Raw genomic sequence first — 14,721 nt, 5'->3', positions numbered from 1 at the left:
CGGCGCTGGAATGCTGCGGTGCCGGGGCTTTGCCGGATCGGGCGTCGAGGCCGGCCCAGCCCGCCCAGGCAGGCGCAGCCTGTGCCGTCGCGTCAGCGCAGACGGCCGAGCTGGAGGGCGTTGAGGCGGTCGGAGGCCGCACGCGCGGCGTCGGTGCCGGGGAAGCGCGCGACCACTTCGCCCAGGGTGCGTTCGGCCGCGTCGATCTGGCGCAGGCCCTGCTGGGACAGGCCCAGCTTGAGCAGCGCACCCGGGGCCTTGTCGTGAGTCGGGTAGCGCTCGTACAGCGACTGGAACTGGACCAGCGCGAGCTGGTAGTTCTGGGTCACGTAGTAGCTCTCGCCCAGCCAGTACAAGGCGTTGGGCGTGTAGGTGCCGTTCGGGTAGGTCTCGATGAAGGCCTGGAACATGCGCGCCGAGTCGGCGTAGAGGCCGGCCTTGAGCGCGTTGAAGGCGATGTCGTAGGCGCTGCGCTCGTCGGCGCTCTGGGCCACCGCGCCGGGGTCGCCGTAGACCGCCGGCGGGCGGTCCTGGGCGGCGGCATGCGCGGCCGGCGGCGGCGCTGCGACGGCGGCGGGCGCGGCGGGCTTGGGCGCGGCGGCGGCCGGCGCGGCGGCCGGGGCCGGCGGCGCCCCGCCTTCGAGCTGGTTGAGGCGGCCGTCCAGGTCCAGGTACTGGTTCTTGCTGGACTGCTGCAGCTGCTGGTTCTGCTGCTGCAATTCCTCGACCTGCGAGCGCAGGGCCTGCAGTTCGGACTTGAGCTGGGTGACCTGGTTCAACAGGTCGACGTTGGCCTGGTTGTTGGCCGCGCGCTGCTCCAGCACCGCGACGCGGTCGGCCAGGCTGGCGCGTTGGGCGTAAGCGGGGGCGGCGGCCGTGAGGGCCGCCGCTCCGCAGACGATCGAAGCCGCGAGGGTCTGTGCGAACGTGCGCATCGATCGTGGGTCCGATTACTTGGCGGTGTACACGATCTCGACGCGACGATTCTTGGCCCAGCAGTCCTCGTTCGAGTCGGTGCAGACCGGGCGCTCTTCGCCGTAGGAGGTCACGGTGATCTGGCTGCCCGAACCGCCGTTGGCCTGGATCGCCGAGGACACCGCATTGCCGCGGCGCTCGCCGAGGCCGAGGTTGTACTCGCGGCTGCCGCGCTCGTCGGCGTTGCCTTCCAGGGTCATGCGCGAGGACGGACGGTCGCGCAGGTACTTGGCGTGGCAGCCCACGATGGCCTGGAACTCCGGCTTCAGGCTGTCCTGGTCCAGATCGAAGTAGACCACGCGCTGACGCAGGCAGGCGTCGGTGTCCAGATCGTTCGGGCCGTACGCGCCCGAGGCGACCGGACCGCCGCCGTCGGACGGCTGGGTGGTGCCGGTGTTGCCGGTGCCGCTGTCGGTCGGCGGAACTTCCTTGACCTTCTTCGAGCAGGCGACGGCGAGCGTGCAAAGCAGCGCGGCGAGCACGACCTTGCCGACGGTGGCGGGAGCGATCTTGTTCATTGGTTTTCCTCGTCTGGTGTAACAGGGGGCAGGATTAGCGGGACAACAGGTGCCGGGGGATCGATTGGGAGCTGGCGCGGATTCACTGCGGCGTGCGGTAGGGACCCCACGACGGTTCGCGCACGTCGCCGTCGTCCAGCACCACGCGCTCGCGCACGCGAGCGTCGGCGGAGACCGAATACAGCACGCCGCGGCGGCCTTCGCGCGCAGCATAAATGATCATGGCGCCGTTCGGAGCGAAGGTCGGGGACTCGTCCAGCGAGCCCGGCGACAGCGTGCTCCAGCGCGCGGCGCCCAGGCTGCTGTCCATCATGGCGATCCGATACGTATTTCCCGCGCCCTGCGCGACCGCGATCTTCTTGCCGTCGGAAGACACGCTGGGGGTGGCGTTGTAGCTGCCCTGGAACGTGACGCGGGTGGCGCCGCCGCCGCTGGAGGCGACCTGGTAGATCTGCGGCTTGCCGCCGCGATCGGAGGTGAAATAGATCTTGCTGCCGTCGGCGCTCCAGGTCGGCTCGGTATCGATGCCGAAATGGTTGGTCAGCTGGGTCAGCGCCTTGCTGCCCAGGTCCATCACGTAGATCTCGGGGTTGCCGCTGCGCGACAGGGTCAGGGCCAGGCGGCGGCCGTCCGGCGAGAACGAGGGCGCGCCGTTGATGCCGCGGAACTTGGCCACCAGCTCGCGGCTGCCGGAGCTGATGTTCTGGATGTAGATCGAGGAATTGCCGCCTTCGAAGCTGACGTAGGCCAGGCGGTTGCCGTCCGGGCTCCAGGCCGGCGACAGCAGCGGCTCGGGCGAGCGCACCACCGGCTGCGGATTGAAGCCGTCGGAGTCGGCGATCTTGAGCACGTAGTCGGCGCCGCGGCCGGTGCCGTTGGCGGTGACGTAGGCGATGCGCGTGTAGAAGGCGCCGCGCACGCCGAGGATCTTCTGATAGATCGCGTCGGCGATCTGATGGGCGGCATCGCGCACCACGTTGGCGCGCGCGGTGTAGGCGAAGCCGGCCAGGCGCTGCTGCTTGGCCACGTCGAACAGTTCGTACTCGATGCGGTACGCGCCCGCGCCGCCGTCGACCACGCGCCCGACCACGATGTAGTCCTGGTTGATCGCGCGCCATTCCGGATAGTTGATGTCGGCGCCGCGGCTGGGCTGGCTGGCCATGCGCTCCACCGGCAGGCCGCGGAACTGGCCCGAGCGGTTGAGGTCGTCGCGGATCACCTTGGCGATATCGGTGCCGGGCGCGGTGCCGGCGCCCTGATACGGCATCGGCACCACCACGATCGGCAGCGCCGCGGCCTTGCCGCCGACGATATCGACATCCAGCCCCTGGGCGGCGGCGGAGAACGGAAGCAGCAGCGCGAGCAGCGCGGCCAGCCAGGACAGGGGTCGGTTCATCGGCACTCCATTACGGGTCATTCGGACGCGGACACTTGTTCAGCTTGGGATTCTTAACAGTTTGGAGGTGAACGCCGCCTCAAAGCTGAACGAATTCAGGCTGAACCACCCAATCGGGCCGGATTTACTCGTCCTGGGCGGTGAAAGTGAAGTTGAGCTGGCGGTTGAACACCTTTTCGAAGCCCGCGTACGGCAAGGGCTGGGCCTTGAGCACGGCAGCCTCGATCGAGCGCCGGGCCTGCTCGTCGTAGGAACACGGCGACGATACCTGCACGTCGATGACGGTGCCGCCTTGGAGCTGGCGGATGACCAGCTTGCATTTCGCGCCAAGCGGCACGCTGTCCGGCCGGGTCCACTTGGCCTTGATCGCCGCCTGCAGCGCGGCCTGGTAAGCCGCCATCAGGCCCGGATCGCCCTGCCCGCCCGCGCCGGGGGTCGGCTGGCTGGCGTCGGCCTGGGCCGAGGAGGCGTTGCGGGCCTGGGCGTCGGCGAGCTGCGCGAGCCGCTGCTCGGCCAGGCTGGCCTCGCGCGCGGCGGCAGCGCGCTTGCGCCGGATGTCCTCGAGCTGCTTCTGGCGCTCCAGCTCCATCGCGGTCAGGCGCTGCTGGCGCTGGATCTCCAACTGGCGCTCCTGCTCGGTCAGGTCGACCTGGTCCTGCTGGCGCTTGGCCTCCTGCACGGTCTGCTCGGTGGCCTTGTTCGGGGTCGGGGTGTCGACCACCTGCTCCTGGACGCTGTCGTCGGGCACCGGGATGAAGTCCTGCGGCGCCTGCTGCTGCGGGGTGGGCGCGTCCTGCGGGCTGGGCTCGGGCTCCGGCTGCGGCAGCGCGTCCTCGGGCTCGGGCTGCGGCAGCGGGTCCTGCACCGGCGCGACCTTGCTGCGCAGGGTGCGCTGCATCGCCGCCGACAGGTCGGAGGCGTCGGTCAGTTCGGTGGCCATGGGCGAGCCGCCGCCTTCCGGCGCGCCGCCCCACTGCAATGCGCTCAGCAACAGCGCCACGATCAGCAGCCCGTGCAGCGCCAGGGCCAAACCGACGGCTTGCGCGGTGTCGGCTTTGGTTTCCCTCATCGGGCTTTGCTCTTCTCGGGCTGGCTGATCAGGCCGACCTTCTCGACCCCGGCGCCCTGCAGGATGTTCATCACATCCATCACGCGCTGGTAGTTCGACTGGCCGTCGCCGGCCACGTAGACCTGGACCTTATCCTTGCCGTTCTCGGCGACCAGCGCGCTCATGCGCGTGCGCAGGGTCTGCGCGGTCACGCCTTCCTTCTTGTCGGATTTCACCGCCAGGAAGTAGTTGCCGGCCGCGTCGACCTGCACCACCACCGGATCGCTCTTGGTCTCGATCGACTTGGCGTTGGAATTGGGCAGATCGACGTCGATGCCCAGGGTCAGCAGGGGCGCGGTGACCATGAAGATGATCAGCAGCACCAGCATCACGTCGATGTAGGGCACGACGTTGATTTCGGCCTTGAGTTTGCGCTTGCGATGGCGGCGCGCGGAAATGCCGGACATGGCCTTACCTCTCTTTCTTTACGAGGCCTTCCGCGGGGGCGGAAGGCGCAGGCGCGAATACGCGCTCGGATGCGGATGCGTGCGGAGGGCCCGCATCAGCCTTCGTCGAGGTGGGACTGCCGTTGCAGGATCGAGGAAAACTCCTCGGAGAACGCGTCGTAGCGCACCGACAGGCGTTCCACGCCGGTGGCGAAGCGGTTGTAGGCCCAGACCGCCGGGATCGCCACGAACAGGCCCATCGCGGTGGCCAGCAGCGCCTCGGAGATGCCCGGAGCGACGTCGGCGATGCCGACCTGCTTGGTGGTCGAGATCAGCGAATGCATGGTGACCATGATGCCGAACACGGTGCCGACCAGGCCGATGTAGGGCGAGGTCGAGCCGATGTTGGCCAACAGTTCCAGATTGTGCTCCAGGCCGTCGAGCTCGCGCGAGCCGGTCGCGCGCATCGCGCGCTGGGCGCCTTCGAGCTGGGCGCGCGCATCCACGCCGCGACGCTGGCGGATGCGGTTGAATTCGCGGAAACCGGCTTCGAAGATCGCCTCCAGGCCGCCGACGCCGCGGCCGCGCTCGGTGGTGCCGGCGTAGAGCTTGCTGAGTTCGGCGCCGGACCAGAAGCGTTCCTCGAACTGGTCGGCCTCGTGCTTGGCGCGACGGATCACCTTCCACTTGCGGAAGATGATGATCCAGGAGGTGACCGAGGCCAGCACCAGCAGGGCCATGATGAACTGCACCGGCAGGCTGGCGTCGCGCAGCAGCGCCAGCAGACTGAAGTCGCCGCCCGCGGCGGTGGCGGCGGTCGCGGCCTGCGTCACCGCGCTGGCGGCCTCTTCCGGCAGGGCTTCCACGGTCGTGGCCAGTAGCGCGATCAACGATGACGTCATGCTTGTTTCTCCGTAGCCCGCAACACGGGCCTGATGGTTACGTTGGTTCTTGCGGCGCCGGGGTGACCAACGCTTGCAGCGGCTCGTACAGCGCCGCCGGAATCGGGCGCGGGCGGAAGTCCCGCGGGTCCAGTGCGGCCAAGCGCACCGTCGCCGTGAACAGACGCTCGTCGCCGCGGTGGATGGCCTGCGCGAACACCAGGCTGGCGCGGCGGCACTCGCGCAGCTCGGCCGACACCGACAGGGCGTCGTCCAGGCGCGCGGGCTTGAGGAAGTCGACCTGCATCGCGCGCACCGCGAACACCAGCTCGAATTCCAGCCGCAACCGCTCCTGGCCGTAACCCTGCGCGCGCACCCATTCGCTGCGCGCGCGCTCCAGGAACGCCAGGTATTGCGCGTGGTAGACCACGCCACCGGCGTCGGTATCTTCCCAATAGACGCGTGTCGGCCAACTGAACGCCGGTGCAATCACTCGCTCAATCCTCTTCGAAAAGCCCGACGATATTGGCTTTCGGCTTCAGGCCGACGTGCCGGTAGGCCTTGGGCGTGGCCATGCGGCCGCGCGCGCTGCGGACCAGATAGCCCTGCTGGATCAGGTAGGGCTCGATCACGTCCTCGAGCGTGCCGCGCTCCTCGCTGAGCGCGGCGGCCAGCGATTCCACGCCCACCGGGCCGCCGTCGAAGGACTCGATGATGGTCAGCAGCAGGCGCCGGTCGAGCTCGTCGAAGCCCTGCGGGTCGACCTTGAGCATGGCCATGGCGGCGTCGGCGGTCTCCATATCGATGCGGCCGCCGGCGCGCACCTGGGCGAAATCGCGCACGCGCCGCAGCAGGCGGTTGGCGATGCGCGGGGTGCCGCGCGAGCGCTTGGCGATCTCGGCCGCGCCCTCGGGCACGCAGTCGATGCCCAGGATCTGGGCCGAGCGGCGCACGATCTTGGTCAGCTCCTCGGCGCTGTAGAACTCCAGGCGCTGGACGATGCCGAAACGGTCGCGCAGCGGCGCGGTCAGCAGGCCGGCGCGGGTGGTGGCGCCGATCAGGGTGAAGGGCGGCAGGTCGAGCTTGATCGAGCGCGCCGCGGGGCCCTCGCCGATCATGATGTCGATCTGGTAGTCCTCCATCGCCGGATACAGCACCTCCTCGACCACGGGCGAGAGGCGGTGGATCTCGTCGACGAACAGCACGTCGTGCGGCTGCAGATTGGTCAGCAGCGCGGCTAGGTCGCCGGCCTTCTCGATCACCGGGCCCGAGGTCTGGCGCAGGTTCACGCCCAGCTCGTTGGCGATCACGTGGCTGAGGGTGGTCTTGCCCAGGCCGGGCGGGCCGAAGATCAGGACGTGGTCCAGGGCCTCGCCGCGGCCCTTGGCGGCCTCGATGTAGATCTTGAGCTGCTCGCGGACCGGTTGCTGGCCCAGGTATTCGTCCAGACGCTTGGGCCGGATCGAGGCCTCCAGGGCCTCGTCCTCGCGGCTCGCGCCGGGGGCGATGATGCGGTTTTCGGTCATGCGCCTATGTTCGCATGGCCGCGCGCGGCCCGCCCACGGCGCGGCGCACGTTCCGGCGATGCGGCGGCTCAGGCGTCGACGAAATGCACGTCGTAGCGCTGCGGCGCCTCGGCCAGCGCGCGCGGGTCGGCCTCGCCGCGCAGGATTTTGGGCAGCAGGCGGAAATAGTCGAAACGGTCCACGCCCGGGGTCAGGGTGACCAGGACGTCGGCGACCGCGTCGGGGCCGGCGCCGAAGGAATGCACGACGCCGGGCGGGATCACCACCAGACCGCCCCGATCCACGCTCACCGGTTCGCCGTCGACGACCATGCGCAGGACGCCCTCGAGCACGTAGAAGGCTTCGCTGGAGCGCGCGTGGAAATGCGGCTTGGCGCCGGCGGCGCCGGCCCCCAGGCGCAAGCGGTTGACGCCCAGCGCGCCGCAGCAATCGCTGGCGTCGGCGAGCAGCCACAGGCGGCTGCCGGTGCCGGCGACGGTCTCGGCGGACCGCTCCTGGATCAGGTAGGTCTTGGGCTGGGCTGACGCATCGGGATCGGGTATCGCACCGGCGTTCGGCATCGCGCTGTCTCGGAAGAGGAGCGCTCGAGGCTAGGCAGCCGCGCCGGATGCGGCAATGCGTCCGCTGGAACGCTCATTCCCGCGTCGCCGCGCGCATCGCTGCGTTGCGCGGCGGCGCTTGCGCTGGCGCGCGGCGGCGCGGATCAGATCTCGACCTGCGCGCCCAGCTCGACCAGGCGGTTGCCCGGGATGCGGAAGAAGCCGGTCGCCGGCGCCGCGTTGCGGTGCATGAAGGCGAACAGGCGGTCGCGCCAGATCGGCATGCCGCGATGGCGGCTGGCGACCACGGTCTCGCGGCTGGCGAAATAGGTGGTGTCCATCGGGTCGAAGTAGATGCCGCCGGCGTCGCAGGAGCGCATCAGCGCCAGCGGCACGTCGGGCACTTCCATGAAGCCGAAGCGGATCAGCACGCGGTAGAAATCGTCGCCGATGGCCTCGATCTTGAGGCGCTTCTCGCGCGGCGCATGCGGCACGTTCAGGGTTTCCACGGTCAGGAACACGTTGCGCTCGTGCAGCACCTTGTTGTGCTTGAGGTTGTGCAGCAGCGCGTGCGGGACCACGCCCTTGTCGGCGGTCATGAACACCGCGGTGCCGGGTACCCGGATCGGCGGCGCCAGCATCAGGCCGGGCAGGAAGCTGTCGAGCTGGATGCCCTCTTTGCGCACCTCGTCGTGCAGCAGTTCGCGGCCGCGACGCCAGGTGCGCATCACCGTGAACACGGTCAGGCCCAGCACCACCGGGAACCAGGCGCCGTCGAAGAACTTGGCGCCGTTGGCGACCACGAAGCCGACGTCGACGATGAAGAACACCACGCACAGCGGCAGCACCCAGGTACGCCAGCGCGGCCACAGCGCACGCGCGACCAGGGCCAGCAGCAAGGTGTCGATCAGCATCGTCGCCGACACCGAGATGCCGTAGGCGGTGGCCAGCGCGGTCGAGCTGCGGAAGGCCAGCACCACCGCGATCACCGTGATCGCCAGGATCCAGTTGATGTAGGGCACGTAGATCTGGCCGATGGTGTCGTGCGAGGTGTGCTTGATCTGCATGCGCGGGATGTAGCCCAACTGCATGGCCTGGCGCGCCACCGAGTAAGCGCCGGTGATGACCGCCTGCGAGGCGATCACCGCCGCCATCGTCGCCAGCACGATCATCGGGTACAGCGCCCACGACGGCACCGCCTCGAAGAAGGGATTGCGCACCGCGTCGGGATGGCCGAGCACGAACGCGCCCTGGCCCAGGTAATTCAGCATCAGGCAGGGCAGCACCATGATGTACCAGGCGTAACGGATCGGGCGCGCGCCGAAGTGGCCCATGTCGGCGTACAGCGCTTCGCCGCCGGTCACCGCCAGCACCACCACGCCCAGGATCAGCACCGAATGGGTGCCGTGCTCGATGAAGAAGCGCGCGCCCCACATCGGGTTCAGCGCCTTCAGCACTTCCGGCGCGTCGATGATGTTGTGGATGCCGATCGCGGCCAGGGCCAGGAACCACAGCACGGTGATCGGGCCGAACACGCGGCCGACCTTCTCGGTGCCGAAGCGCTGGGCCAGGAACACCATCAGCAGGATCACCACGGTGATCGGCACGATGAAACGGTGCAGGCCGGGCGCCGCGACTTCCAGGCCCTCGACCGCGCCCAGCACCGAGATCGCCGGGGTGATCACGCTGTCGCCGAAGAACAGCGAGGCGCCGAAGATGCCCAGGATGCCCACGATGTACGCCGAACGACCGCCCTTGGCCAGGGTGCGCTGGGCCAGGGTCATCAGCGCCATGATGCCGCCCTCGCCCTCGTTGTCGGCGCGCATGATGATGGTCACGTACTTCAGGGTGACCACGATCATCAGCGCCCAGAACACCAGCGACAGGATGCCCAGCACGGTGTCGTGATTGCCGACCAGACCGAAGTGCGGCGAGAACGCCTCTTTCAGGGTGTACAGCGGGCTGGTGCCGATGTCGCCGAAGACCACGCCGATCGCGCCCACGACCAGTCCGGGCAGGCCCTTGTTGCCGTGGCCGTGACCGTGGCCCTGGGCGTCATGGGACTTCTTGCGCGGCTGCGCATTGGCGGAAGGAACGGTGGAAGCCATGGTGCGTGTGCTCCGGGCGGGGTGTCCGCCGTGGGCTCAGCGAAGCGCGGACTTTAGCGCTTTGCGGATGATGGCGGCGGCGTCGTCGCCGGCGGCGGTGGCATCGCGCGCCATGCGCGCGGCCTCGGCGGGCTTGTAGCCCAGTTGCTGCAGGGCCACGGTGGCCTCGCTCTGCGGGTCGGCGGGCACGCCGTTGCCGCCCAGGACGGTACCGGAGCCGACGAAATCGGCGGCGCGGTCGCGCAGCTCGACCACCATGCGCTCGGCGGTCTTCTTGCCGATGCCGGGGATGCGGGTCAGCGCGGTCACGTCGCCGGCCTGGACCAGGCGCGCGAACTCCTCCACCGGCACGCCCGACAGCACGGCCAGCGCGATCTTGGCGCCGATGCCGCTGACCTTCTGCACGTCGCGGAACAGACGGCGCTCGGTCTCGCGCAGGAAGCCGTACAGCGAAACGCTGTCTTCCTTCTGCGCGTAATGGGTGAACAAGGCGACCTCGCGGCCCAGCTCGGGCAGGTCGTAGAAGGTGCTCATCGGCGCTTCCAGCTCGTAGCCGACGCCGTTAACGTCCACGACGATCCAAGGGGGCGCCTTGTGCACCAGGATGCCTTTGAGACGACCGATCACGGACACACTCCCCAGGGATGACGGTACGGCGCGCTCACGTGCCGCGCCTGCGCAGTTGCACCGCGGTCAGGCCGGTGCGGGCGGCGGTAGCACTCATATGCGCATGCGTCAGGGCCACCGCAAGGGCGTCGCCGGCGTCGGCCTGCAGCTTCATTTGCGGCAGGTTCAGCAGCAGACGCACCATGTGCTGGACCTGCTCCTTGTCGGCCGCGCCGCGGCCGACCAGCGACTGCTTGATCACGCGCGGCGCGTACTCGCTGATCGGGATGCGCCGGCGCACCACCGTCGCCAGGGCGGCGCCGCGGGCGTGGCCCAGCTTCAACGCCGACATCGCCGATTTGTCCATGAACACCGTTTCGATCGCGACCTGTTGCGGCTGCCATTCGTCCAGCGCCGCCTCCAGGCCCTCGCACAGCAGGCCCAGCCGCGACGGGAAGTCCTCGGCGTCGAGCAGCTTCAGCGCCTGCGCGTGCACATAGCTGCAGCGGCCGTCGGCCGCGACGTCGATGACGCCCAGGCCGGTACGCTGCGAACCGGGGTCGATGCCGAGGATGCGGATCACGCAGGCAGTCTACGCGTAGGCGTCGGCGCCGAGTTCGGCGTTGGAGTAGACGTTCTGGACGTCGTCCAGGTCCTCGAGCCAGGCCAGCATCTTGACCACCTGCTGCGCGGTCTCGCCGCTGACGGCGATGTCGTTCTCGGCGCGGTAGGTGACCTCGGACTGCGCCGGCGCCAGCCCGACCGCCTCCATCGCCGCCTTCACCGCCGCGAACGCGTCCGGCGCGGTCAGCACGTCGATCGAGCCGTCGTCCGGATAGACCACGACATCGTCGGCACCGGCCTCGATCGCCGCTTCGGTGATCTGGTCCTCGTCCGAACCGGCCGGGAACCACAGCACGCCGCGCTTCTGGAACAGGAACGCGACCGAACCGTCGGTGCCCAGGTTGCCGCCGAACTTGCCGAAGGCATGGCGCACGTCGGCGACGGTGCGGACCTTGTTGTCGGTCAGGCAGTCGACGATCACCGCCACGCCGCCCGGGGCGTAGCCCTCGTAGCGCACTTCCTCGTACTCCACCCCTTCCAGGGCGCCGGTCGCCTTCTTCACCGCGCGTTCGATCACGTCCTTGGACATGTTGGCCGACAGGCCCTTGTCGATCGCGGTGCGCAGGCTGGGATTGCCGCCGGGATCGCCGCCGCCGCGGCGCGCGGCCACGCTGATCTCGCGGATGATCTTGGTGAAGATCTTGCCGCGCCGCGCGTCCTCGGCGTTCTTGCGCGCTTCGATCGACGGACCTCTACCCATGGCGTTACCGGCTCAATCTGTGAACAAGCCGGCGATTTTACTCGATAAGTGCGCGCCCACCGGGTTCGCCCCGCCCGAGCCGGGCCGGCCGGGTCTCAGGCGCGCAGGCGGCCGTGGCGGAAAAAGGCCGCCGCCATCCGTGCGGCCTGGGCCGAGAACAGCAGGCCGGTGTGGCTGGCCGGGATCACGGCGTGGTCGCTGAGCCCGTCCAGGCGGGTCTCGGCGACCGCCACGGTGCCGTCGCTGTCCGGCCCGAGATCGCCGAAGTAACGGCCCAGGCCGTGCGGGGTGGAGCCGGCGATCACCGCCACTTCGGCCCCGCCGCGCCAGGGCGGGCAACCGCGCAGCAGCAGATCGGCGCTGCGGCCCAGCGCGGCCGCGGTCCAGGCGCGCCGGGCCAGGCCGCCGGCGGCGGCGCTGCCGCACAACGGCGAGCCCAGACAGACCACGCGCCGCACCGGCAGCTCGGGCTGCGCGGCCAGCGCGCTCAGGGTCATCAGTCCGCCCAGGCTGTGGGCGAGGACGTGGCCGGGGCCGGCACGCAGGCGCTCGACCAGCCCGGGCAGGGCCGCGTCCGGACCGCCGGCGGCGCCGGCATAGGCATGCAGAGCAGGCTCGAAGCCGGCCTCGGCCAGACGCGCGGCCATCCAGCGCATCGACAGCGCCGGCATCCAGATGCCGTGGATCAACAGCACCTTGCGCGTGGTATCCGTCGTCGCTCGCTCCATCGCCGCTCCGTCGTTCGCCTTGCGGACGATATCGGGTCTGCGTCGATGCTAACCAAGTCGGGCGGCGCCGGTCGGGTGCGGGAGCGGCGCGCGTCGCGACCACGACGCGCGGACGACCCGCGCAGGGACGTGAGCATGACGGTCGCGGCTTACGCCACTGCTACCCCAAAGCGTATGCGATGGCTGGCGTCGACGGCGCGAATCGCGTGGAACAAGCGTGACCTGGCTAGCGGAACGGTTGTCCCATCCACGGGACGCCTGGGACTGTGATGCCGCGCCCCTCCCGGCGCCGCGGGCAGCGCTCACCATCGCCGCGCCCCCCACTCACGGAGTCCACATGGACCTGCGACCCGTACTACCCACCGCCCTGGCCTGCGCGCTGACCGCCCTGCTCGCCCTGTCGTCCGCGCACGCCGGCGAAATCGCCCCCGCGCAAAGCAACGACGACCTGTCCAACCCGCACCGCGGTTTCCTGCTCTGGGGCACCACGGTCGGCGCCGACGGCGGCCTGCCCGACAACTATTACGGCGCCTCGATCTACCAGATCTACCTGCCCTGGCGCGAAGTCGAAACCGCCGACGAACAGTACGACTGGGACAGCTTCGAACAACGCCACCTGGCGCCGATCCTGGCCGAGGACCCCAACGCCACCTTCGTGCTGCGCCCGGTCGCCGACTACCCGGACAGCGTCGGCAACAACATCCATCACTACTACGACAGCGAACAGCCCGAGCGCGACTACCCCAAGTTTCTCGGCCAGGCCCCGTTGAACATTCCTGGGCGCGTCTACACCAGCTGCGGCGGCGACGGCCCCGGCGTGGCGCCGGACTACAACACCCCGGCGATGCGCGAACAGTTGCAGCAGTTCGTACGCGCGTTCGCGCGCCGCTACGACGGCGACCCGCGCATCACCGCGGTCCACGTCGGCCTGCTCGGTTTCTGGGGCGAATGGCACACCTCCGGCTGCGCCAGCTACGAGCCCGACGCGACCACGCGCGCGCTGGTGCGCGACGCCTATACCAGCGCCTTCACGCAGACGCCGCTGCACACCCGCTACGCGCGCGCCAGCGACGTCGGCGGCGCCGCGTTCGGCTTCAGCGAGGATTTCTTCCCGTCCTTCACCGCCATGTGCAACGCCTACTCGCCCAAGCTCAAGCGCTGCGACGACACCGGCTGGTGGAACCTGGAATGGGGCTATCGCAACGAGGTGCCGGCCGCGCGCGAGAACTGGCGGCTCAATCCGATCGGCGGCGAAAGCCCCTACGCCGACCAGAAAAAGCTGTGGACCGACCGCACCGCCGACATCGTCAAGCTGGTCCGCGACTACCACTTCACCTGGCTGGGCCCGGCCGGGCAGCACGAGACCACGGGCACCGCGGCCTTCCGCGCCAAGCTGCTCAGCATCAAGCGCGCGCTGGGCTACGAGTTCACCGTGCGCCGCGTGAACTGGGCCGATCAGACGGTGGCCGGCGCCACCCTGCCGGTCACGCTGAGCATCGAGAACACCGGCGTGGCACCGCTGTATCAGGTCTATCAGGCCGAACTGCACTGGCTGGACGCGTCCGGCACGCTGCGCGCGAAGTCGGCGCTCGACTACCCGCTGACCGGCCTGCTGCCGGGCGCCCCGCACAGCCAGGCCGTGCAGGCGAGCGTGCCGGCCACGCTGGCGCCGGGCCGCTACACGCTCAAGCTCGCGCTCGCCGACAGCTGGCCGGGCCGCCGCGGCATCGCGCCGCAGAACATGGGCCGCGATAGCGCGGGGCGTTTGAGCTTGGGTGCGGTGGACGTGGTGGCGGCGCGCTGAGTCTTGCGCACCGCTGTGGGGTGGGAGCGGCGTAAGCCGCGACCGCCATGACTCGATAGCCTGCGCGATGACCATCGCGCAGGCTATCGCAGGTCGCTGCGGGGAATCGAAAGCTCGTCGCCGTGCGCGGATTCGCGGTCGCGGCTTGCGCCGCTCCTACCCCGGCAAGGCGGGCATCGGCCGGACGCTTAGCCCTGCGCCGGGCGCCGCAGAATGAATTCGTGGTCGCGGGTGTCGCCGACCACGAAGTCGTAGTCGCCCACATGCACGAAGCCGTGACGCGCGTAGAAGCGCTGCGCGCCGTGGTTCTCCGACCACACGCCGATCCACAAGGTGCGCGGGCCGTCGCGCAGCAACCAATCCAGCACGGTCTGGAACAAACGCCCGCCCTGCCCGCCGTTCTGGGCCTCGCGCAGCACGTACAGGCGCTTGAGCTCGCCGTCGCCGGCCGCGACCTCGGCATGCGGCAGGCCGCAGGGGCCGGCCAGGGCGTGGCCGACCGCGACGCCGTCGCGCTCCAGCAACCACACCGCGTAGTCCGCATCGCCCAAGGTGCGCGCCTGCGCCTCGACCGAGTAGGCCTCGTCGATGAAGCGGCGCAGATCCTGCGGCGGATACAGATGGCCGAAGGTCTCGATGAAGGTGCGCGCGGCCAGGTCGGCCAGCAGCGCCGCGTCGTCGGGGGTGGCGCGGCGGATACGGTAGTCGTCGCTCATGGCTGTCTGCCTTATGTAGGAGCGGCGTGAGCCGCGACCGCGCAATCGCATACACCGGCCCAAAACGATCGCGGCACGAAGCCGCAGCCGCCGGCGCGGTGGTCGC

15 protein-coding genes and 1 pseudogene are annotated in these 14,721 nt (G+C 69.7%); 1 reads left to right on the top strand and 15 read right to left on the bottom strand.

The genetic code is table 11. The features are described 5' to 3' along the window. Positions 1-92 precede the first annotated feature (92 nt). The 14 genes and pseudogenes from ybgF to BMZ45_RS19040 all read right to left on the bottom strand — a co-directional run bounded on the left by ybgF (position 93) and on the right by BMZ45_RS19040 (position 12,095). Positions 93-935: a tol-pal system protein YbgF gene (ybgF, locus tag BMZ45_RS19105; RefSeq protein WP_091638115.1), complete on the bottom strand. Its 843-nt coding sequence runs from the start codon at positions 933-935 to the stop codon at positions 93-95. A 15-nt stretch (positions 936-950) separates the two neighbouring features. Continuing rightward, positions 951-1,493, bottom strand: coding sequence for a peptidoglycan-associated lipoprotein Pal (pal, locus tag BMZ45_RS19100; protein WP_056182367.1), 543 nt, complete (start codon positions 1,491-1,493; stop codon positions 951-953). Between the two features lie 82 nt (positions 1,494-1,575). Continuing rightward, positions 1,576-2,889 carry a Tol-Pal system beta propeller repeat protein TolB gene (tolB, locus tag BMZ45_RS19095; RefSeq protein ID WP_091638114.1) on the bottom strand — a complete coding sequence of 438 codons (1,314 nt, stop codon included), beginning with the start codon at positions 2,887-2,889 and terminating at the stop codon, positions 1,576-1,578. Positions 2,890-3,013: 124 nt separating this feature from the next. Next, entirely contained in the window at positions 3,014-3,958 is a 945-nt protein-coding gene (locus tag BMZ45_RS19090; RefSeq protein WP_091638113.1) for a TonB C-terminal domain-containing protein, read from the bottom strand. Then, entirely contained in the window at positions 3,955-4,404 is a 450-nt protein-coding gene (tolR, locus tag BMZ45_RS19085) for a protein TolR (protein WP_091638112.1), read from the bottom strand. The genes BMZ45_RS19090 and tolR overlap by 4 nt, the downstream gene beginning before the upstream one ends. A 95-nt stretch (positions 4,405-4,499) precedes the next feature. Then, positions 4,500-5,285, bottom strand: a complete 786-nt coding sequence (tolQ, locus tag BMZ45_RS19080; protein WP_056182377.1) for a protein TolQ — start codon at positions 5,283-5,285, stop codon at positions 4,500-4,502. Between the two features lie 37 nt (positions 5,286-5,322). Next, a complete protein-coding gene (gene ybgC, locus BMZ45_RS19075; RefSeq protein ID WP_254776698.1) occupies positions 5,323-5,757 on the bottom strand; it encodes a tol-pal system-associated acyl-CoA thioesterase in 435 nt (144 codons plus the stop codon). Between the two features lie 4 nt (positions 5,758-5,761). Further along, complete coding sequence (ruvB, locus tag BMZ45_RS19070) at positions 5,762-6,790, bottom strand: Holliday junction branch migration DNA helicase RuvB (protein WP_091638110.1); 1,029 nt, start codon at positions 6,788-6,790, stop codon at positions 5,762-5,764. Between the two features lie 68 nt (positions 6,791-6,858). Then, positions 6,859-7,350 carry a cupin domain-containing protein gene (locus tag BMZ45_RS19065; RefSeq protein WP_091638109.1) on the bottom strand — a complete coding sequence of 164 codons (492 nt, stop codon included), beginning with the start codon at positions 7,348-7,350 and terminating at the stop codon, positions 6,859-6,861. A 143-nt stretch (positions 7,351-7,493) separates the two neighbouring features. Then, positions 7,494-9,338 (bottom strand): annotated as a pseudogene (locus BMZ45_RS19060) (potassium transporter Kup); the annotation flags it as partial. Between the two features lie 135 nt (positions 9,339-9,473). Beyond that, positions 9,474-10,064, bottom strand: coding sequence for a Holliday junction branch migration protein RuvA (gene ruvA, locus BMZ45_RS19055; RefSeq protein ID WP_091638242.1), 591 nt, complete (start codon positions 10,062-10,064; stop codon positions 9,474-9,476). A gap of 34 nt (positions 10,065-10,098) precedes the next feature. Then, positions 10,099-10,626 (bottom strand): crossover junction endodeoxyribonuclease RuvC, encoded by a 528-nt coding sequence (gene ruvC / locus BMZ45_RS19050; RefSeq protein WP_091638107.1) that lies wholly within the window; start codon positions 10,624-10,626, stop codon positions 10,099-10,101. 9 nt (positions 10,627-10,635) lie between these two features. Further along, positions 10,636-11,367 (bottom strand): YebC/PmpR family DNA-binding transcriptional regulator, encoded by a 732-nt coding sequence (locus tag BMZ45_RS19045; protein ID WP_091638106.1) that lies wholly within the window; start codon positions 11,365-11,367, stop codon positions 10,636-10,638. 95 nt (positions 11,368-11,462) lie between these two features. Continuing rightward, a complete protein-coding gene (locus BMZ45_RS19040) occupies positions 11,463-12,095 on the bottom strand; it encodes an esterase/lipase family protein (protein WP_254776697.1) in 633 nt (210 codons plus the stop codon). 337 nt (positions 12,096-12,432) lie between these two features. Here BMZ45_RS19040 and BMZ45_RS19035 point away from each other — a divergent pair, with 337 nt between their 5' ends. Continuing rightward, a complete protein-coding gene (locus BMZ45_RS19035; RefSeq protein WP_091638105.1) occupies positions 12,433-13,899 on the top strand; it encodes a DUF4832 domain-containing protein in 1,467 nt (488 codons plus the stop codon). Between the two features lie 188 nt (positions 13,900-14,087). On the opposite strand, the gene BMZ45_RS19030 is transcribed toward BMZ45_RS19035, so the two are convergent. Next, complete coding sequence (locus BMZ45_RS19030) at positions 14,088-14,615, bottom strand: GNAT family N-acetyltransferase (RefSeq protein ID WP_091638104.1); 528 nt, start codon at positions 14,613-14,615, stop codon at positions 14,088-14,090. Positions 14,616-14,721: the final 106 nt, after the last annotated feature.

The organism is Lysobacter sp. cf310 (genome assembly GCF_900114355.1).
In the GTDB taxonomy this organism is placed as follows: Bacteria; Pseudomonadota; Gammaproteobacteria; order Xanthomonadales; family Xanthomonadaceae; genus Lysobacter.
This window is presented reverse-complemented; position numbering and strand designations above follow the sequence as displayed.